At 68.5% G+C, this 18,516-nt stretch carries 17 protein-coding genes; 7 read left to right on the top strand and 10 right to left on the bottom strand.

All coding sequences use genetic code 11. From position 1 onward, the window contains the following. Nucleotides 1-4: 4 nt before the first annotated feature. Both EV675_RS24140 and EV675_RS24135 read right to left on the bottom strand, forming a co-directional pair. Nucleotides 5-961 carry a Bug family tripartite tricarboxylate transporter substrate binding protein gene (locus tag EV675_RS24140; RefSeq protein WP_242621626.1) on the bottom strand — a complete coding sequence of 319 codons (957 nt, stop codon included), beginning with the start codon at nucleotides 959-961 and terminating at the stop codon, nucleotides 5-7. Between the two features lie 184 nt (nucleotides 962-1,145). Further along, entirely contained in the window at nucleotides 1,146-2,390 is a 1,245-nt protein-coding gene (locus tag EV675_RS24135) for a LysR family transcriptional regulator (protein WP_165404751.1), read from the bottom strand. A gap of 144 nt (nucleotides 2,391-2,534) precedes the next feature. On the opposite strand from EV675_RS24135, the gene EV675_RS24130 reads away from it, so the two are divergent. Together EV675_RS24130 and EV675_RS24125 are read left to right on the top strand one after the other, a co-directional pair. Further along, complete coding sequence (locus EV675_RS24130; protein ID WP_130360775.1) at nucleotides 2,535-2,960, top strand: OsmC family protein; 426 nt, start codon at nucleotides 2,535-2,537, stop codon at nucleotides 2,958-2,960. 162 nt (nucleotides 2,961-3,122) lie between these two features. Next, nucleotides 3,123-4,871, top strand: a complete 1,749-nt coding sequence (locus EV675_RS24125) for a sensor domain-containing protein (RefSeq protein WP_165404750.1) — start codon at nucleotides 3,123-3,125, stop codon at nucleotides 4,869-4,871. A gap of 9 nt (nucleotides 4,872-4,880) precedes the next feature. Here EV675_RS24125 and EV675_RS24120 read toward each other — a convergent pair whose 3' ends face one another. The 4 genes from EV675_RS24120 to EV675_RS24105 all read right to left on the bottom strand — a co-directional run bounded on the left by EV675_RS24120 (nucleotide 4,881) and on the right by EV675_RS24105 (nucleotide 9,040). After that, nucleotides 4,881-5,750 (bottom strand): proteasome-type protease, encoded by an 870-nt coding sequence (locus tag EV675_RS24120; protein WP_130360771.1) that lies wholly within the window; start codon nucleotides 5,748-5,750, stop codon nucleotides 4,881-4,883. Between the two features lie 88 nt (nucleotides 5,751-5,838). Beyond that, a complete protein-coding gene (locus EV675_RS24115) occupies nucleotides 5,839-6,630 on the bottom strand; it encodes a transglutaminase family protein (protein ID WP_130360769.1) in 792 nt (263 codons plus the stop codon). Nucleotides 6,631-6,641: 11 nt separating this feature from the next. Continuing rightward, nucleotides 6,642-7,595 carry an alpha-E domain-containing protein gene (locus EV675_RS24110; protein WP_130360767.1) on the bottom strand — a complete coding sequence of 318 codons (954 nt, stop codon included), beginning with the start codon at nucleotides 7,593-7,595 and terminating at the stop codon, nucleotides 6,642-6,644. Next, nucleotides 7,589-9,040 carry a circularly permuted type 2 ATP-grasp protein gene (locus EV675_RS24105; protein ID WP_130360765.1) on the bottom strand — a complete coding sequence of 484 codons (1,452 nt, stop codon included), beginning with the start codon at nucleotides 9,038-9,040 and terminating at the stop codon, nucleotides 7,589-7,591. Before EV675_RS24105 ends, EV675_RS24110 begins: the two co-directional genes overlap by 7 nt. A gap of 332 nt (nucleotides 9,041-9,372) precedes the next feature. Here EV675_RS24105 and gtdA point away from each other — a divergent pair, with 332 nt between their 5' ends. From gtdA to maiA, 3 genes are read left to right on the top strand one after another with little or no spacing between them, the layout of a single operon-like run. Continuing rightward, nucleotides 9,373-10,425, top strand: coding sequence for a gentisate 1,2-dioxygenase (gene gtdA, locus EV675_RS24100; RefSeq protein WP_130360763.1), 1,053 nt, complete (start codon nucleotides 9,373-9,375; stop codon nucleotides 10,423-10,425). Nucleotides 10,426-10,462: 37 nt separating this feature from the next. Continuing rightward, complete coding sequence (locus tag EV675_RS24095; protein ID WP_130360761.1) at nucleotides 10,463-11,161, top strand: fumarylacetoacetate hydrolase family protein; 699 nt, start codon at nucleotides 10,463-10,465, stop codon at nucleotides 11,159-11,161. Nucleotides 11,162-11,177: 16 nt separating this feature from the next. After that, nucleotides 11,178-11,816, top strand: a complete 639-nt coding sequence (maiA, locus tag EV675_RS24090; RefSeq protein WP_130360759.1) for a maleylacetoacetate isomerase — start codon at nucleotides 11,178-11,180, stop codon at nucleotides 11,814-11,816. A 306-nt stretch (nucleotides 11,817-12,122) separates the two neighbouring features. Here the strand turns inward: maiA and aptA are convergent, their stop codons facing one another. Continuing rightward, entirely contained in the window at nucleotides 12,123-13,445 is a 1,323-nt protein-coding gene (gene aptA / locus EV675_RS24085) for an omega-aminotransferase AptA (protein WP_130360757.1), read from the bottom strand. A gap of 63 nt (nucleotides 13,446-13,508) precedes the next feature. Here aptA and EV675_RS24080 point away from each other — a divergent pair, with 63 nt between their 5' ends. Both EV675_RS24080 and EV675_RS24075 read left to right on the top strand, forming a co-directional pair. Beyond that, nucleotides 13,509-14,189, top strand: coding sequence for a Fe2+-dependent dioxygenase (locus tag EV675_RS24080; protein ID WP_130360755.1), 681 nt, complete (start codon nucleotides 13,509-13,511; stop codon nucleotides 14,187-14,189). 20 nt (nucleotides 14,190-14,209) lie between these two features. Then, nucleotides 14,210-15,325, top strand: a complete 1,116-nt coding sequence (locus EV675_RS24075) for an alpha-hydroxy acid oxidase (protein ID WP_130360753.1) — start codon at nucleotides 14,210-14,212, stop codon at nucleotides 15,323-15,325. Nucleotides 15,326-15,331: 6 nt separating this feature from the next. Here EV675_RS24075 and EV675_RS24070 read toward each other — a convergent pair whose 3' ends face one another. The 3 genes from EV675_RS24070 to EV675_RS24060 form a co-directional block, all read right to left on the bottom strand. Then, nucleotides 15,332-16,312, bottom strand: a complete 981-nt coding sequence (locus EV675_RS24070; protein ID WP_130360751.1) for a tripartite tricarboxylate transporter substrate binding protein — start codon at nucleotides 16,310-16,312, stop codon at nucleotides 15,332-15,334. Between the two features lie 208 nt (nucleotides 16,313-16,520). Next, entirely contained in the window at nucleotides 16,521-17,723 is a 1,203-nt protein-coding gene (gene fdhA, locus EV675_RS24065) for a formaldehyde dehydrogenase, glutathione-independent (protein ID WP_130360749.1), read from the bottom strand. Between the two features lie 64 nt (nucleotides 17,724-17,787). Then, nucleotides 17,788-18,513 (bottom strand): alpha/beta fold hydrolase, encoded by a 726-nt coding sequence (locus EV675_RS24060; RefSeq protein WP_130361917.1) that lies wholly within the window; start codon nucleotides 18,511-18,513, stop codon nucleotides 17,788-17,790. Between the last annotated feature and the right edge of the window lie 3 nt (nucleotides 18,514-18,516).

Here is an 18,516-nt window from a genome sequence, read left to right as displayed (position 1 = left end):
ACGATCAATCCACCTTGACGCCGCCCTTCTCGATCACCGGCCGCCAGCGGGCGATCTCGGCGTTGATCAGTTTGGCAAAGACCTCGGGCGGATTGGGCGTGGCCTCGGCGCCTTCGCTGGCCAGGCGTTGCTCGATCTCGGGCGACGACAAAGACTGGTTGATCTGCTTGTTCAGCTTGGCCACCACTTCGCGCGGCGTACCCGCCGGCGCGACCACGCCATACCACTGATCCGCCTCGAAGCCCGGATAGCCGCTCTCGGCCACGGTGGGCACCTCGGGCAGCATCTTGACGCGCTGGGGCGAGGACACCGCGATCGGCCTCAACTGGCCGGCCTTGATCTGCGCGATCACCGCGGGCACGCCGGTGAACATGAGCTTGATGTGGCCGGCGACGAGATCGTTGACCGCCGGTGCGGTGCCCTTGTAGGGCACGTGCTGCATGCTCGCCCCGCTTTGCAGCTTGAGATATTCGGTGGCGATATGGGCGGCGCTGCCGTTGCCGCCGGATCCATAGTTGATCGCGTCGGGATGGGCCTTGGCATAGGCGACCAGCTCCTGCAGGTTCTTCGCCCGGACCGAGGGATGCACCACCAGCACGTTGGGCACGCGCGCCACCCAGGCCACGGCGGCGAAGGCCTTGATCGGGTCGTAGGGCAGCTTGGCGTACAGCGACGGCGTCACGGCCAAGGTGCCGATATGTCCCATCAACAATGTGTAGCCGTCGGCCGGGGCCTTGGCGACCTTGTCCGCGCCTATGCTGCCGCCGGCGCCCGGCACGTTCTCGACCACCACGGCCTGGCCCCAGGCCTGGTTCAACTGCTGGCCAATGGTGCGTCCCAGGATGTCGGTGGAGCCGCCCGGCGTAAAGGGCACCACCAGCCGCAGCGGCCGGTTCGGATAATTGCCGGCGGCATCCTGCGCGTGGACCGCGCCGGCGGCCGCCAGGCCGGCAATCATCATGCAAATCGTTGCGTGCAAGCTATTCGCCATACCGTGTTCCCCCTTGTCTTGTCATCATGTCCGGCGATCGCGCAGCGCGTCAGCGGTGGCGCGTCGACGAAGATCTTCCTTGCCGGGCAGTATACGAACTGTGCCGATGCCGATGCGGGCCCAGCCTTGCGTGTTGGGGATCCTGCGTTGCGTTCTACTTATTCCCAGGCGTATCGACAGCCTCGGCCGCGGCCCGGCGCAATGCCTCCATGACCGCCAGGCAGGCCGAGGACGCCAAGGCGTCGCGCCGCTGGGTGATGCCTATGCCGCGCTCGGTTCCACCCAGGGGGCCGCTTGCGTGGACCAGGAGGCCGGCCTCCACTTCCGCCCGGACCTGCAGCGGGGAAACAAGCGCCACGTGGTTGCCGGACAGCAGCACCGACCGCACCACCGCCGTGCTGTGCGCCTGGATGGAAACACCGGGCATCGGAATGCCCGCCTGGACGAACAAGCGGTCGAATACCCGCTGCGCCGGCGTACCGGGCAAGGGCCCCACCCAGGGATAGGCCGCCATCTGGCGCAGCGAAGGACGCCGGCGATGCGCCAGCAGCGGATGGCCGGCACGCACGACCGCGACGAAGCGGTCGACGAACAACACCTCTTCGACGAAGTCGGCGGCAAGAGTGGCACCACGCAGGGGGCCGACGATGAAGTCGATATCCGCGGCGCGCAGCATTTCGGTCAGCGCCTCGTAGGTACCGCCCTTGATGGCCAGCGACAGGTCGGATTCCGCGCCGATCGCTAACGCGGCCGCGCGAGGCACCAGCACGTCGCCGGTCATGGGCAACGAGCCGATCGATACGCGCCGCCCCCCCAGGCCGCGCCAGCGCGCCAATTCCTCGTGGCCGATCCGGATCTCGGCGACCGCCCGGCGCCCGTGCAACAGGAGCCAGCGCCCCGACTCGTTGAGCCGCGTGCCCACCCGCGTCCGCTCGAACAGCGGGAGTTTCGCCAGGTGTTCGAGCCGCCTCAGGGCCTGGTGCAACGCGGACTGGGAAATGCCCAGCGCCTCTGCCGCCGCGCCTTCGGTGGCATGTTCGGCACGCAAGGCCAGCGCCGCCAGCGAGGTATCGCCGACCAGCCGTGGCAGCGCCATCACCGATGCCGGCGCGCCGCGCAACCGCAGTCCGTCCGCGGCCGCGCGCAGCAAGGCCGTCGCCCGCGCCACCCGCAGCGCCAGGATCTCGCCGGCCGCGGTGGCGGCCATGCCGCGCGCACCGCGGTCGAACAGCCGTATGCCGAGCCGGGCCTCCGCCTCCTGGATCGCGCGGGTCACGGAAGAGGCCGACTGGTGCAGCATCGAGGCGGCCCGGGTCACGCCCCCGGCCTCGGCCACCGCCGCCACCGCGCGCAGCACCCGCAGCGGCACGGGCGCGCCGTTTTCTTCGTTCTGCGTCATGTCCGTCCGTGTCCCGTGGCACCGCCTGGATTGTACGGGCCCCTCCCCCCCGGGGAAGGGCGTTACAGCCGCTTGCGATTCCTTCCCGGCCCGCGGCGGCGGCCCGGCGTTAAGCTGGATGGCTCTGTCAACCAGGAGGCGTTCATGAAGAAATCGGCTTCGGCCGTCTGGAAAGGCGGCATCAAGGATGGCAAGGGCACGCTCAGCACCGAGAGCGGCGTGCTGTCGCAAACGCCCTACAGCTTCCATACCCGCTTCGAGGGCGGCAAGGGCACCAATCCCGAGGAACTGATCGGCGCGGCCCACGCCGGCTGCTTCTCGATGGCCCTGTCCGCCGAGCTGGGCAAGGCGGGCATGACGGCGGAAAGCATAGCGACCACGGCCACGGTCACGCTGGACAAGGTGGGCGATGGCTTCTCGATCACGGCGGTCCACCTGGACGTGGAGGCCGCCATTCCCGGCGCCGCCCAGGCCGCCTTCGAGGCAGCCGCCAACGCGGCCAAGGCGGGCTGCCCGGTGTCCAAGCTGCTGAACGCGCAGATCACGATGGATGCCCGGCTGAAAGCCTGAGGCCGCGCCGGCCTGCCCGGAACGCGCCACTCCGGGAGATCCCTGAAAAAGCGTGGCGCCGCGCCATCATCGCCTGCCGCGCCCTGGCCGCTTGTGATTCAATAGATGCCGTGCCGGCGGGACCGGCACGGCAGAATGTCCTGGTCGTGGAGGAATGAGACCGTGCACAACGATGCGGGCGCCACGACGGCGTGGTCCGCCCAGCAATTGACCGCCACCGCCTATCAACTGGCGATGCAGTCGGCTCCCTGCGGCATATTCATGTGCGATGCGCATGGCGTGTTCACCATGGTGAATCCCGCCTACGAGCGCATCACGGGCTATTCCGCCGGCCAGTTGATCGGCAAGCTGCGTTTCGACGCCCTTCACGACCCGTCCGAACTGGCGCTGCGCCAGGGCGAGCTGGCTTCGCCGCCGGTGCGCGACATCGTCGGCCTGCATCCCGATTCCGAAATGATCGCCAGCCAGGGCACGGAAGCCGACTGGACCTACATGCGCCGCAACGGCGCCCGCGTCACCGTCACGCTGGCCCTGAGCCGGCTGACCCAGGCCGACGGCCAGACCGCCGGCTACGTGGGAACGGTCTTCGACAATTCCCGCCGCCCGCGCAATGGCCTGCAGCTCTGGCACCTGCTGCACCACGATCCCCTGACGGGCCTGCCCAACCAGGAACTGCTGGAAGAACGCCTGGGGCTGGCGCTGGAACGGGCGAAAGCCAGCAGCGATCCGGTCCTGCTGGTGCTGCTGGAACTGGACAACCTGCGCAAGCTGCGCGACACCCTCGGCCATGCCGCCGCCGACACTGCCATCAAGCAGGTGGCGGCTCGCCTGAAGCGTCTGTGCGGCGACGAACACGTGCTCGGGCTGATGCGCGGATCGCTGTTCGTCATGATCTCCACCGGCCGCAACACGCTGTCGGCCGAACGCGAGGCCGCGTTGATGGCCGAGGTCTCCCGTCCCATCCCCTTCGCGTCGGCGACCCTGCACGTCAGCGCCAGCATCGGGGTCAGTTCCCATCCCACCGCCGGCAACGACGCCCGGGCGCTGCTGCAGCGGGCCCTGCTGGCCCTGCATGCCGCCAGCCGCAGCGGCGGCGGAACCGCCCGCCATTTCGACTTCGGCATGCAGACGCAATCGGCGCGCCGCAACCATCTCGAAACCCTGCTGCGCGAAGCGGTGGAAACGCGCCAGTTCTCGCTGGCCTACCAGCCTCAGGTCGATCTGCGCTCCGGCCACATCACCCGCGCCGAAACCCTGCTGCGCTGGCAGCATCCGCGGCTTGGCGCCGTGGGCCCCGCCGAATTCGTCCCCATGGCGGAAGACCTGGGCCTGATGGACGAACTGGGGGCATGGGTAATCGATAGCGCCTGCCAGCAGGCGGTGCGCCTGCATGCCAAGTTCGGCCAGTCGCCGTGCATGGCCATCAACATTTCTCCCACCCAGTTGCGCGACCGCAAGCTGTACGGCGTGGTCGCCTCCGCCCTGGAACGCTGGCACCTGCCGCCGGGCTGCCTCGAACTGGAGATCACCGAAGGGCTGCTGCTGGACAACACCCGCCAGGTCTCGGATACGCTGCAAAGCCTGCGCAAGCTGGGCGTGGCCATCGCCATCGACGACTTCGGCACCGGCTATTCCAGCTTCGCCTACCTGGCGCGCTTCCCGGTCAACCGCATCAAGATCGACCGTTCGCTGGTGCGGGCGATTTCGTCCGTCAAGAACGGCGACGCCATCATCAGCGCCATCATAGGCATGGCCCACGCGCTGGGCATCAAGGTCACCGCCGAAGGCGTGGAGACCGCCGCCCACGCCCGGCGGCTGGGCGAACTGGGCTGCGACGAAGCGCAGGGATTCTGGTTCTCGCGGCCGCTTACCGCCCAGGCGCTGGAGAACGCGCTGACGCCCATCGGTTAGGGCCGGTTCCTAATCCGGCTCGGCCTGCCCGCCCTGCGCCTGCGCCAGGGTCTGCGCCGAGGCGGGCTCGTGCACCGACTTGTAGGGGCCGTGCCCCGCCGCCAGCGGCGGTTCGGAACGCATCGGCGACTTGCCCAGGGGCAGCGCCGAGACCGGCGCCCATTGTGGATCGGGGATCTCGGCGAACACCTGCCGGAGCCGCTCCCCCCACGACGAATGGATCATCCTGAAGTAGTCGTTGTCGTGGTCGATCAGCGCGAACTTGGTCACGCGCAGGCTGTCCTTCTCGTACACCAGCAAGTCCAGCGGCAGGCCGACCGACACATTGGAACGCAGCGTGGAGTCCATCGAGATCAGCGCGCATTTGGCCGCCTCGTCCAGCGGCATGGACGGCGTCAGCACCCGGTCCAGGATGGGCTTGCCGTACTTGGCCTCGCCGATCTGGAAGTACGGGCTCATGGTCGAGGCCTCGATGAAATTGCCGGCCGCGTAGATCTGGAACAGCCGCATGGGCTGCCCGGCGATCTGGCCACCCAGCACGAAGCTGCAATTGAACTCGATATTGAAATCGCCCAGCGCGCTGCCGTGCATGCGGTGGACTTCGCGCACCGCCCGCCCCACCAGGCAGGCCGCCTCGAACATGTTGGGCACGTTCCATGGCGTGGGCAGTTCCGGATCGGACGGCTCGGACAGGAGCTGCACGACCGACTGGGTCAATGCCAGATTGCCGGCGGTCAGCAGCACCAAGACGCGCTCGCCGGGTTGCTCGAACACGGTCATCTTGCGGAAGGTGCTGACGTGGTCCACGCCCGCGTTGGTGCGCGTGTCCGCCAGGAACACCAGCCCCTGGTCCACGCGCGTCGCCACACAATAGGTCATACCGGCATCACGTTGGTCGGAATATACAGCGATTCTAGCGCCGGCGGCCGGCCGGCGCATGGATGGGCAGGCCCTGGCCGGACTCGGGCTATTGCTCCGCCCCCACCCTGACATCGACCGCCATCGCCTCCCCGCCGCCGCCCACGCGCATGCCACGGACCGGCGCGGCGCGGTCGTAGTCGGCGCCGACCGCGATACGGCAATAAGGACCGGAAGCATAGCGGCCGTGGGTCACATCCACGGATACCCAGCCGCCATCCAGCCAGACGTCGGCCCAGGCATGGCTGGCCGCATGCGGAACGTCGCCCGGATCGATGTAGCCGCTGACATAGCGGGCAGGTACGCCCTGGGCGCGGCAGCAGGCGATGAACAGGTGGGCATGGTCCTGGCAGACCCCCTGCCCGAGCGCCAGCGCCTCGGCCGCGGTGCTGGTCACCTGAGTGATTCCGGACCGGTAGGCGACGCGCTCCTGGATATGCCCTGCCAGCTCGAGCAAGGCCGCCGGCCGGTCCAGCGCCCCGCAGCCGCGGGCCAGGTCGCCCACGGCGGCATCGGCCTCGGTCAGGCGCGTCGCGCAGGTGAAATGCTCGAGCGGGATGCGTCCCGGCCCTTCCTCCAGCCGGCCGTCGCGCAGCGTCGTCGTCTCGACCTCGCCGCGCACGACGAATCGCATCTCCGACAGGGGCCGCGTCATGACCAGCATCCGGACCGCATTGCCGTAGGCGTCCGTGGCCGCGTCGAGCTTGCCGGGTGCGTGCAGATCCCAATGGACGACGACCTGCGCCGGGCCGGACCCCGGCACCAGCCGCAATTGCTGGATGGAATAGTGCACCGGCGCATCGTAGCGATAGGTGGTCTCGTGGTGGATGAACAGACGCATGGGACACCCCGTCAGGCGGTCAAGGGCAGGAGGAAGGCCGAACTGATCCTGTTGCCCAGGATCGCGATCCGCCCCAGGAACTCGGTCAGGTACTGGTGCAGGCCGCGCGCCAGGATGGGCCGTATCTCGGCATACAGCAATTCGGCGCGCAGCTTGCCGGCCTCGCGCTCGCAGTCGCGGGAGTTGTCGGTCCTGAGCATGGCGAGGTTTTCGCACACATGTTCGAGCGATGCGAGCAGCGACCGCGGCATGGATGGATTCAGGATGAGCAATTCGGCCACACGCTCGGGGACCAGTACGTCGCGATAGACCTGGCGATAGATCTCCAGCCCCGACACGGAACTCAGAATGGAGGTCCAGTAATAGAAGTCGTCGAGCTGGGCCCCGGCGAACGCGCGCGAACCCCGCGAGCCGTCGGCGAAGCGCACGTCCAGGATGCGCGCGGTATTGTCTGCGCGCTCCAGGAACGTTCCCAGCTGGGTGAAATAGAAGGCCTCGTCCTTGAGCGCCGTCCCCAGCGTCACGCCGCGCGACAGATGCGACCGCAACTTGACCCACTCGAACACCGAATCCGGGTCCACCGCCAGCATGCCTTCGTCGATCTGACGATTGAAGTCCAGCCAGGTGTGGTTGATGGTTTCCCACGACTCGGTCGTCAGCGCGCCCCGCACCGCGCGCGCATTCTCGCGGGCGGCGCGCAGGCACGACAGGATGCTGGAAGGATTGCCGGGATCGGCCACCATGAAGCGCAGCACGTTGTCCGCCGTCACCGCGTCGTAGCGGCCGGCGAAGATCTCGTCCAGCTCGGAGATCGCCAACACGGCCCGTTGGCTGCGCAGGGCGCTTTCGTCGGTCTGCGGCAGCAGCAGCGCTTTCATGGTCACGTCCAGCATGCGGACGGTATTTTCGGCCCGCTCCATGTAGCGGGCCATCCAGAACAGATGATCGGCGGTGCGGCTCAGCATGCGACATTCTCCTCGGCGGCGCCTTCGGCGGAATCGAGCACCCAGGTGTCCTTGGTTCCCCCGCCTTGCGAGGAATTCACGACCAGCGACCCCTCTCGCAGCGCGACCCGGGTCAGTCCGCCGGCCACCATGGCGACATTGCGGCCCGACAACACGAACGGCCGCAAGTCGATATGGCGCGGCGCGACGCCCTGCTCGACGAAGGTCGGACACGTCGACAGCGCCAGGGTGGGCTGGGCGATGTAGCCGTGCGGCCTGGCCAGCAGGCGGGCGCGGAAGGCCTCGATCTCGGCGCGGCTGGCCGTCGGGCCCACCAGCATCCCGTAGCCGCCCGCGCCGTGCACCTCCTTGACCACCAGTTCCGGCAGGTGCGCGAGCACGTGCGAGAGCTCGTCCGGCTTGCGGCATTGCCAGGTCGGCACGTTCTGCAGGATGGGTTCTTCCGACAGGTAGAAGGCGATCATGTCGGGCACGAAGGGATAGATGGACTTGTCGTCGGCCACGCCCGTGCCGATGGCATTGGCCAGCGTGACCCGCCCCACGCGGTACACCGACAGCAGCCCCGGCACCCCCAGCGCCGAATCGGCGCGGAAGGCGAGCGGATCCAGGAAGTCGTCATCCAGCCGGCGATAGATCACGTCCACGCGCTGCGGCCCGCGCGTGGTGCGCATGAACACGGTATTGTCGGCCACGAAGAGGTCGCTGCCCTGCACCAGTTCCACGCCCATCTGCTGGGCCAGGAAAGCATGCTCGAAGTAGGCCGAGTTGTAGATGCCCGGCGTCAGCACGACGACAGTGGGATCGTCCACGCCCATGGGCGCCACCGAACGCAGGTTCTCCAGCAGCAGGTCCGGGTAGTGGGCCACCGGCGCGATCCGGTTCTGCACGAACAACTCCGGAAAGAGCCGCATCATCATCTTGCGGTTCTCCAGCATGTAGGACACGCCCGACGGCACCCGCAGGTTGTCCTCCAGCACGTGGAACGTGCCGCCGCTGTCCCCCCCGGCCTTGACGATGTCCACCCCCGCCACATGCGCGTAGATGTCGCGCGGCACGTCCACGTCCTGCATCTCGGGACGGTACTGGGCATTGGTGTAGACCTGCTCCGCGGGCACCACGCCGGCGCGCACGATGTGGCGCTCGTGGTAGACATCGTGGATGAACATGTTCAGCGCCCGCACCCGCTGCGCCATGCCCCGCTGCAGCAGTTCCCATTCGTCGGACGGGATGATGCGCGGGATCAGGTCGAACGGTATCAGGCGCTCCACATCGCCGGCATCGCCTCCCAGCGCGAAGGTGATGCCGACCCGCCTGAACACCAGGTCGGCCTCGGCGCGCTTCCTGGCCAGGTTGTCGCCGCTCTGGCGGTCCAGCCAGGCGCAGAACCGCTTGTAGTGCCGGCGCACGGCACCGGTCTCGAACTGCATTTCGTCGTAGGACAGCATGGGCACCTTCGTTCCTGGCAGCATCCGTCCTTGCTCAAGCAAGGGCCGTACCGGGCGCCGATGCACGCTCATCGTGCACGCGGGAATGGCCATCGGTGGCTGCGCCGCGCACCAGGTCCGGGCCCCAGGTGCGCCATCCCGGGGCGCCAGGCGGACACCGGAATGGTGCTCTTCGCCGGCCAGGGCGGCTGGCCCTGACACAGCAAGACATATTCTTATTGATATGGTTGATAAGATAATTTCATATCGTTTTGCATACCTCGACGCATACAATGGCCGAAACCACGGTTGCGGGGGCACTCCGCGCCGTCCCGCCTGACACGGAGACATCCATGCTCGACAAGACCGCTCCCGATGCCGCGCGCCGCGACTACTACGACCGCATCGCGCAGAAGAACCTGAGCCCGCTGTGGGAATCCCTGCACACCCTCGTTCCGCCCCAGCCGCAGCCGCAGTGCGTGCCGGCGATCTGGAAATACGAGAAACTGCGCGCCGACGTCATGGAATCGGGCTCCATCATCAGCGCCGAGGAAGCCGTGCGCCGGGTCCTGATCCTGGAGAACCCCGGCCTGAAGGGCCAGTCGGCCATCACCCAGACGCTGTACGCGGGCCTGCAACTGATCCTGCCCGGCGAGATCGCCCCCAGCCACCGCCACACCCAGTCCGCGCTGCGCTTCATCGTCGAAGGCAAGGGCGCCTACACGGCCGTCAACGGCGAGCGCACCACCATGCATCCCGGCGATTTCATCATCACGCCGTCCTGGACCTGGCACGACCACGGCAACCCCACCGAAGCCGAAGGCGGCGAGCCGGTGGTGTGGCTCGACGGCCTGGACATCCCGCTGCTGCGTTCGCTGGACGCCGGCTTCGCCGAAAACTATCCCGAGGCCTCGCAGCCCGTCATGCGCCCCGAGGGCGACAGCTTCGCCCGCTACGGCTACAACATGGCGCCGGTGCGCCACACCTTCAGCGGCACCTCCTCGCCCATCTTCAACTATCCCTACGAACGCTCGCGCGAGGCCCTCGACCAGTTGGCGCGCCGCGGCGAACTCGACCCCTGGGACGGCGTCAAGCTGCGCTACGTGAACCCGGCCACCGGCGGCTACCCCATGCCCACCATGGCGACCTTCATGCAATGGCTGCCGGCCGGCTTCCAGGGCAAGACCTACCGCACCTCGGACTCCACGGTGTTCAGCGTGGTCGAAGGCCAGGGCAGCGTGCGCATCGGCGACGAAGTCTTCCAGTTCGGCCCGCGCGACGTGTTCTCGGTCCCGCCCTGGAAGCCGGTGCAACTGGCCGCGCTCGAAGACGCGGTGCTCTTCAGCTATTCTGATCGTCCGGTGCAGGCCGCGCTGGGGCTGCTGCGCGAAGAGCGCATCGCCTGATCCCTTTTCCCATCCTTCCCCCAAAGGTTACCCGCCCATGTCGTACGTCTTCCAACCCGAAGCGATCACCACGCTGCCCGTCGCCGGCAGCAACGAACAATTCCCCGTGCGCCGCGTCTACTGCGTCGGCCGCAACTACGCCGCCCACGCGCGTGAAATGGGCTTCGACCCCGACCGCGAGCCGCCGTTCTTCTTCTGCAAGCCGGCCGACGCCGTGGTGGCCGTGCCCTACGGCACGACCCTGGACCTGCCCTACCCGTCCGAGACTTCGAACTTCCACTACGAGATCGAACTGGTCGCCGCCATCGGCAAGTCCGGCTCCAACATCCCGGTCGAACAGGCGCTGAGCCACGTCTGGGGCTACGCCGTCGGCCTGGACATGACCCGCCGCGACCTGCAGATCAAGATGCGCGAAGTCGGCCGCCCCTGGGAACTCGGCAAGGCCTTCGACCAGAGCGCGCCCACCGCGCCGCTGCACAAGGCCGCCGACGTCGGCGACATGGACAAGGCCGAGCTGTGGCTCAAGGTCAACGGCCAGGACAAGCAGCGCAGCGATACTTCCAAGCTGATCTGGTCGATCGCGGAAACGGTGGCCTACCTGTCCAAGTACTTCCGCCTTGAACCGGGCGACCTGATTTTCACGGGCACCCCCGAAGGCGTGGGCCCCGTGGTCAAGGGCGATCTGATGGAAGGCGGCGTGGCCGGCCTGGGCGAACTGAAGGTCCGCGTGGTCTGAGGCCGGACGAGCCGACATGGAACTCTATAGCTTCTTCAACAGCTCGACCTCGTACCGGGTCCGCATCGCGCTGGCGCTCAAGGGCCTGGCCTACGAGTACCACGGCGTCAACATCCGCAAGCTGGAGCACCGCGCGGCGGATTACGTGGCCAGGAACCCCTCGGCCAACGTCCCGCTGCTGGTCGACGGCGAGGTGCAACTGGGGCAGTCGCTGGCCATCCTCGACTACCTCGACGCCACCTACCCCGAGCCGCGCCTGATCCCGCAGGACAAGATGCAGCGCGCCCGCGTGCTCGAGGTCGCGCTGGCCATCGCCTGCGACATTCATCCGGTCAACAACCTGCGCATCCTGAAGTACCTCACCGACGTCATCGGCGTGACCGAGGAACAGAAGAAGGCCTGGTACGACCACTGGATCCAGGACGGCCTGGCCGCGGTCGAACGCCTGCTCCAGGCGCACGGCTCCGGCCCGTACTGCTTCGGCGACGCCCCCACGCTGGCCGACTGCTGCCTGGTCCCCCAGGTCGGCAACGCCCAGCGCATGGGCTGCGATACCTCGGCCTACCCGCGGGTGATGGCGGTGTACGAGCACTGCCAGCGGCAGCCGGCCTTCCAGCAGGCCGTGCCGGCCAAACAGCCGGACTATAGTAGCTAATAGCCCCCCCCCTACGCCCTGACGGGCGCCCCCCAGGGGGCGATGCGGGTGGACCGACAAAGCCGGATCCACCGCATCCTGGGTCTAGTGCCTTTATCTTGGGTTGGGGCACCTGTGCTTCGCTGGCTGCCAGCGGTAGCAACGGTGTGGCGTACCAAGAAACGGGTACTAGGCCCAGGGCGCCGCGGATCCGGCTTTGCCGGTCCGCCAGTGCCGCCCCCTTGAGGGGGAGCGGCCAAAGGCCGCTTGGGGGTGTGCTTCCCTGACCGGCGGAGCCGGATCCACCGCATCCTGGGTCGTGGGGCGCTACCGCACGGAGTCGAGCGCCGTCTTCACCACGGAGAACAGCACGCCTATCTGCTCTTCGTCGATGATGAGCGGCGGCGAGAACGCCAGGATGTCTCCCGTGAATCGGACCAGCACTCCCGCCTTCAGGCAGGCCAGGAACGCCTCGTAGGCGCGCGCCCCGGGCTGTCCCGCGCGCGGTTCCAGTTCGATCGCCGCCGCCATCCCGATGTTGCGGATGTCCTTCACGTGCGGCGCTGCCCGCAGGCCGTGCACGGCCGACTCGAACACCGGCTCCAGTCTTGCCGCCCGCGCGAACAGCCCTTCCTTCTCGTACAGGTCCAGCGTGGCCAGCGCGGCGGCGGCCGCGGCGGGATGTCCCGAATAGGTGTAGCCGTGGAAAAGCTCGATCGCGTTGTCCGGCCCCGCCGCCATGATCGTGTCGTGGATCTCCCGCGACACCGCCACCGCGCCCATGGGGATGGCGGCATTGTTGACGCCCTTGGCCATCGTCAGCAGATCCGGCGTCACCCCGAAGCGCTGCGCCGCGGTGGCCGCGCCCAGCCGGCCGAAGGCGGTGATCACTTCGTCGAAGATCAGCGGTATGCCGTGGCGCGTGCACAGTTCGCGCAGGCGTTCCAGGTAGCCGACCGGCGGCACGATCACGCCCGCCGAGCCGGCCATGGGCTCGACGATGACCCCCGCCACCGTGGAAGGATCGTGCAAGGCCAGCAGCCGTTCCAGGTCGTCGGCCAGATGCGCGCCCCAGGCCGGCTGCCCGCGCGTGAACGCCGCTTCGGCGATGTTCAGCGTGGCCGGCAGGTGGTCCACGCCCGGCATCAGGTTGCCCGCATAGGCCTTGCGGTTGGCGCCGATACCGCCCACCGACAAGCCGCCGAATCCCACGCCGTGATAGCCCCGCTCGCGACCGATGAAACGCATGCGCTGGCCTTCTCCGCGCGCGCGATGGTAGGCCAGCACGATCTTGAGCGCGGTGTCGACCGACTCGGATCCCGAGTTCGTGAAGAAGATGCGGTCCAGGCCCGCCGGCATCAGCGCGGCCAGCCGCCGCGCCGCCTCGAAGGCCAGCGGATGCCCCATCTGGAAGGGCGGCGCATAGTCCAGCGCGCGCATCTGCGCGTGCACGGCCTGGATGATTTCCTCGCGCCCATGCCCCGCGTTGCAGCACCACAGCCCGGCCGTGCCGTCCAGGATCCGGTGGCCGTCGGCATCGGCGTAGTACATGCCCTTGGCCGACACCAGCAGCCGGGGCGCGGCCTTGAACTGGCGGTTGGCGGTGAAGGGCATCCAGAGGGATTGCAGATCGGGCATCTCGGCGGACATGCGGGGCTCCTGGGTGGGCGGCAAGGGTAAACTTGCCGGGATACCCCACGAGGATACTCCGTCATGATGCTGACCCTTCCCGACGTGCTGACGGCCGAGCAGGTGGCGCGCTGCCGCCAGGCGCTGGCGGGCGCCGCCTGGGTCGATGGCCGCGCCACGGCCGGGCACATGGCGGTCCACGCCAAGCACAACCGGCAACTGGCCCATGATGATCCGCTGGGCGCGCAACTGGGCAACCAGATCCTGGACGCGCTGGGCGCCAACCCGCTGTTCATTTCCGCCACGCTGCCGCTGAAGGTACTGCCGCCGGCCTTCAACCGCTACGAAGGCGGCGGCAACTACGGCAGCCACATCGACAACGCCATCCGCAGCCTGCCCGGCAGCGCCCACCGCGTGCGCACCGACATCTCGGCCACCCTGTTCCTGACGCCGCCGGAAGACTACGACGGCGGCGAACTCGTGGTCGAGGACACTTACGGCGCCCACCGCGTCAAGCTGCCCGCCGGCCACCTCGTGATCTATCCCGGCACCAGCCTGCACCGGGTCACCCCCGTGACCCGCGGCGCCCGCGTCTCGGCCTTCTTCTGGGTGCAGAGCCTGGTGCGCGACGAGACGCAGCGCGAAACGCTGTACCGCATGGACACGGCCATCCAGCAGTTGTCCCGCGAAGTCCCGGGCAGCGACGCCGTGGTCCAGCTGACCGGCATCTATCACAACCTGCTGCGGCAATGGTCGCAGACCTGAGCGGGCGCCCCGGAGCCGACATGCCCCTGCCCCCCCTGACGCAGATTCCCCCGCAGATCGCCGCCGTGGCCGACTACGAGGACTACGCGCGGGAGCGCATGAGCGACGCCGCCTGGGCCTACCTGTCGGGCGGCGCGGCCGACGAACACACGCTGCGCGCCAACCTCGAGGCCTATGCGCGCCTACGCATACAGCCGCGCGTGCTGCGCGACCTGACGGGCGGCGGCACCGGACTCGACCTGCTGGGCACACCGCTGCCTTTCCCCATCCTGCTCGCCCCGGTGGCCTACCAGAAACTGGCGCATCCGCAGGGCGAACTGGCCAGCGTGCTGGCGGCATCCGCCATGAAGACGGTCATGGTGGCCAGCACGCAGGCCAGCGTCGGGCTCGAGGACATGGCGCGCGCGGCCGAGGCGCCGCTGTGGTTCCAGCTGTATTTCCAGCGCGAGCGCGACGACACCCTGCGGCTGGTCCGGCGCGCCGAGGCCGCCGGCTATCGCGCGCTGGTGGTCACGGTGGACGCGCCCGTCAATGGCGTGCGCAACGGCGAACAACGGCACGGCTTCCGGCTGCCGGCGGACGTCGAGGCCGTCAACCTGCGTGGCATGCGTCCCATGGCGGGCGCGGTGGCGCGGGCCGGGGAAAGCGCCATCTTCGGCAGCGGAGCGCTGGACGGGGCGCCGTCCTGGGACGACATTGCCTGGCTGCGCTCGGCCACCCGGCTGCCCGTGGCGCTCAAGGGCATCCTGGCGCCGGCCGATGCGCGGCTGGCGATCGAGGCCGGCGCCGCCGCCATCGTCGTGTCCAATCACGGCGGGCGCGGCCTGGACACCCTGCCCGCCACGCTGGAGGCCCTGCCCTGGGTGGTGGCCGAAGTGGCTGGCCGCCTGCCCGTCCTGATGGATGGCGGCATCCGGCGCGGCACCGACGTCTTCAAGGCGCTGGCGCTGGGCGCCACCGCCGTCATGGTCGGCCGGGGCTACCTGCATGGCTTGGCGGCGGCCGGCGCCGTGGGCGTCATCCACGTGCTGCACATGCTGCGCACCGAGTTCGAGATCGCGATGGCCCTGGCGGGCTGCCGCACGCTGCGGGACATCGACCGCAACGCGCTCTGGCCCCACCCGGCCATCCCCTAGCACGCCTTACATCGGCTCGATGCCTGCCGCCTTCACGAGCTGGGCGTTCGACTCGATTTCATCCTTGATGTAGGCGTCGAACTTCTCGGGCGTCAGCACAAAGGCATCGGCGCCCACCGCGGCGAAGCGCGTCTTGACCTCTTCCGTGGCCAGCGCCTTGGCGACCTCGGCCTGCAGCTTGTTGACGATGGGGCGCGGCGTCTTGGACGGCACCATCATGCCTATCCAGAAGTTGAACTCGGACCCCGGCACGCCCGCTTCCGCCGTGGTCGGCACCTCGGGCAGGATACTGGAGCGGCGCGGCGATCCGACCGCCAGCGGCACCAGATGGCCTTCCTTGATCTGGCCGATGACCGGCGCCACGGGCGAGAAGTAGTAGTCGACCCGACCGCTGATGACTTCGGACACGGCCTCGGGCGAACCCTTGAAGGGAATGTGCGTGGCGTCGATCTTGGCCTGCAGCCGGAAACGTTCGGCGTTCAGGTGCGTGGCGCTGCCGGTGCCGGATGACGCGTAGTTGAGGCTGCCCGGGCGGCTGCGCGCGGCCGACAGCAACTGCGACAGCGACTTGATGTTCTTGGACGGCGCGATCACCAGCACGTTGGGCAGCGTCGAGATCGGCGTCACGCCCGCGAAGTCCTTCACCGTATCGAACGGCAGCTTGGCGAAGGTGGACGGATTGACCGTATGCGACGAGGAATGGATCAGGATCGTGTAGCCGTCGGGCGCGGCCTGGGCGACCTGGGCCGCGCCTATGGTGCCGCCGGCCCCGGCGCGGTTCTCGACCACCACCGTCTGGCCCAGGCTGGCGCCGAGCTTGTCGGAGATGGCGCGGGCGATGATGTCGGTCGTGCTGCCCGCCGTGAACGGCACGATCACGCGGATGGGCTTGGTGGGGTAGGCGGCATCCTGGGCGCCGGCCGGCGCGTGGGCCAGGGCGATCAGGCACGATACCGGAGCGAGTGCTGCGGCGCGGACGAAGTTCATGGTTGTCTCCTGGTGCGGTGTCTTTATACGCATGCAACCGGTGCGGCGCGGAGACCGAACCTTGTCATCCGCGCTTAATTCACGTTTTGGTGAATTGCAGGAGAATAATGAAACACGGCGCCCCCAACGTCAATCGTTGGCGGGCGCCGTGGGCCTCGGTACATTCCCTAGGATGGCGCAGCGGGCACGAGGCCCGCTTCCAGGATGGTCAGGCCGCCTTCGGCAACTGCCCGTGCGGATCGATGACGAATTTCTTGGGCACGCCGGCATCGAATTCGGCATAGCCCTTGGGCGCCTCGTCCAGCGTGATGACTTCCACGCCCACGACCTCGGCGATCTTGATGCGGTCCCACAGGATGGCCTGCATCAGCGCGCGGTTGTACTTCATCACCGGCGTCTGGCCCGTGAAGAAGCTGTGCGACTTGGCCCAGCCCAGGCCCAGGCGGATGCTGAGCGAGCCATGCTGGGCGGCCTTGTCCACGCCGCCGGGATCGTCCGTCACGTACAGGCCGGGAATGCCGATCTTGCCGGCGGCACGCGTGACTTCCATCAGCGAATTGAGCACGGTGGCCGGCGCCTCGTGGCGGGCGCCCTCGTGTCCATGGCCGCGGGCCTCGAAGCCCACCGCGTCGACCGCGCTGTCCACTTCGGGCACGCCCAGGATCTGGGCGATCTGGTCACCCAGCGGGGCATCCTTCGACAGGTCCACGGTTTCGAAGCCCACCTTGCGCGCATGCACCAGCCGCGCGGGATTCACGTCGCCCACGATGACCACCGCCGCGCCCAGCAGGCGGGCCGAGGCGGCCGCCGCCAGGCCCACCGGTCCGGCGCCGGCCACGTACACGGTGCTGCCCGGCCCCACGCCCGCCGTGACCGCCCCGTGATAGCCGGTGGGCAGGATGTCCGACAGGCAGGTCAGGTCGCGGATCTTGGCCAGGGCCTGGTCGCGGTCGGGGAATTTCAGCAGGTTGAAGTCGGCGTACGGCACCATGACGTACTCGGCCTGCCCGCCTATCCAGCCGCCCATGTCCACGTAGCCGTAGGCGCCGCCGGCGCGCGAAGGATTCACGTTCAGGCAGACGCCGGTCTGCTGTTCCTTGCACAGCCGGCAGCGGCCGCACGCCACGTTGAACGGCACCGAGACGATGTCGCCCTTCTTCAGGGTCTCGACGTCGCGTCCGGCCTCGAGCACCTCGCCGGTGATCTCGTGGCCCAGCACCAGCCCCGCCGGCGCGGTGGTCCGGCCGCGCACCATGTGCTGGTCCGAACCGCAGATGTTGGTGGAAAGCACCTTGAGGATGACGCCATGCTCGATGGACTTGCCGGCCGGACTCACCAGTTCGGGGAAGGCGATGCCTTGCACCTCGACCTTGCCGGGACCTACGTAGACGACACCGCGATTGGACGACATGTGAGTCTCCTCAGTGATGACTTCGCGCCGCGGACCGCGAGGCCCCGCGCGAAGAGTTGCGAAATCAGTGGCGGGCCTCCGCCCGCAGCCATTGCGCCAGCGCTTCGTTGACCGCGCCGGGTTGCTCCATCGTGGTCATGTGGCCGGCATCCTCGATGGCGACCAGCGTCGCGCCCGGGATCGCGGCGGCCAGGGTTTCGTGGCGCGACAGGGGGCTCCAGGTGTCCTGCCGGCCGCACAGCACCAGCGTCGGGCAGGCGATGCCGGCCAGTTGGCCCGAGGCGTCGGGCCGGTTCAACAGGGCATGGATCTGCGCCTCGAACACCTCGGGGGTGCGGCGTTCGATCATGTCGAGCACGGCTTCGAACACCGGCCCGTCCAGCCGGTCGGGGTGCACCATGCCGCGCGCCCAGACCCGCCCCATCTCGCGCATGCCCTGTTCGCGCGCGGTCTTGAGCAGCGCCAGCCGTCCGGCGCGCTCGGATTCGCCCGCCACGCCCTTGGCCAGACCCTGGTAGCCGGTGTCCATCAGCGCCAGGCGCAGCACGCGCTCGGGCGCGAGGCGCGTGACCTCCATGGCGACGCGGCCCCCCATGGAATGGCCGGCCAGGTTGAAGCGGTCGGCCGGCGCGTGTTGCAGCACATGCTCGGCCATGGCCGTGAGCGTATCCAGCGTACCGTAGTCCGGCACCTGGCACTCGCGTTGCGCGCCGAAGCGCGTGCGCTGGTCCTCCCAGACGGCGGCATCGCACAGCAGGCCCGGCAGCAGCACCAGGGGCGGATTCGACAGACT

Origin of the sequence: Pigmentiphaga kullae, assembly GCF_004216695.1 — a bacterium.
Classification (GTDB): domain Bacteria; phylum Pseudomonadota; class Gammaproteobacteria; order Burkholderiales; family Burkholderiaceae_B; genus Pigmentiphaga; species Pigmentiphaga kullae.
This window is presented reverse-complemented; position numbering and strand designations above follow the sequence as displayed.